The sequence below is a fragment of the Streptomyces sporangiiformans genome, assembly GCF_005768555.2.
Lineage (GTDB): Bacteria > Actinomycetota > Actinomycetes > Streptomycetales > Streptomycetaceae > Streptomyces > Streptomyces sporangiiformans.
Genome location: NZ_VCHX02000222.1, coordinates 1 through 1,168, shown reverse-complemented (window position 1 = coordinate 1,168; position 1,168 = coordinate 1). Strand labels below are relative to the sequence as shown.

1 protein-coding gene is annotated in these 1,168 nt (G+C 70.7%); it reads left to right on the top strand.

Annotated elements, in window-relative coordinates:
• Positions 1 to 186: 186 nt before the first annotated feature.
• On the top strand, positions 187 to 1,062 hold the full coding sequence (locus FGD71_RS34990) for a DUF4097 family beta strand repeat-containing protein (RefSeq protein ID WP_119104594.1): 876 nt from the start codon (positions 187 to 189) through the stop codon (positions 1,060 to 1,062).
• Positions 1,063 to 1,168: the final 106 nt, after the last annotated feature.

Here is a 1,168-nt window from a genome sequence, read left to right as displayed (position 1 = left end):
TGGTGCACCGCCATCAGCCTCCTCGGCTACGCCTGGGCCATGAAGCACTTCAACAAAGACCGCACCCACTAGACCCACCCACCCTCAGCACCACCCCCAGCCAGATCCCCTCCCACCCATCCCAACAGCCCGTGGCACCTCCCAGTGAGGCCACGGGCTGCTTGCTATCCGCCTGAGGGCAGTCAGATGCCGATATACGACTTCGACACACCCGAACCGATCCTCGCCGGCGTCGGCCTCGACCTCGGCCAGGTCCGGATCGCCGCCGCCGACCGAGCCGGAACGACCGTCGTCGACGTGCGCCCGAGCGACCACAACGACCAGTGCGACGTGGCCACCGCGACGCTGGCCCGCGTCTCGTACGCGGCCGGAGAGCTGGTGGTGTCCGTCCCGAAGGCCCAGGGCCTGCCCGGGAGCGGAGCCGTCATCGTCGACATCAAGGTGCCGGGCGGCTCACGGGTGCAGGCGGCGGCCCTCGCCGCGGACTTCCACTGCGCGGGCCGCCTCGGGGAGTGCAGCATCACCACCGGCTGCGGTCACATCCGGCTCGGTCACACGGGGCCGTTGTACCTGTCGTCAGTCCTCGGCAACGTCACCGTGGAACGTGCGGTGGGCGACGTCGAGGCCGTCGCGGGGTCCGGCGACGTGAGCATCCGGGAGATCGACGGCGCGGCGGAGATCAACAGGACCACGGGCAACACCCGCATCGGCGAGGTGACCGGAGATGTGCGTGTGTACGCGGACAGCGGCGACCTCGACATCGGCCGGGCGCACGCCGGGATCGAGGCCCGGTCCGCGCAGGGCGACATCCGCATCGAGGAGACCGTACGGGGCCCGGTGGTGCTCGAAACCGCGTCGGGCCTGCTGGACATCGCCATCGCCCAGGGCATCGGCGCCGTCCTCGACCTCGACGCCCATGTGGGCACCGTGTACCGGTCCCTCGATCTGCTCGACGGCGCGGTGGTGGCCTGCGAGGCCGACAAGAGCGTCCGGGTGTACGCGCACACCATCATCGGTGACATCGTCGTGCGGCGCGCATCCCTCAACCCCGACCTGGGCTGACCGTAGGCAGCCACTCAGCCACCCAGCCGCACTCAGCCATCCCGCCACCCAGCCGCACTCAGCGCAGCGACCGCTGCCCCCACCGCACTTGGCGGTGGGGGCAGCG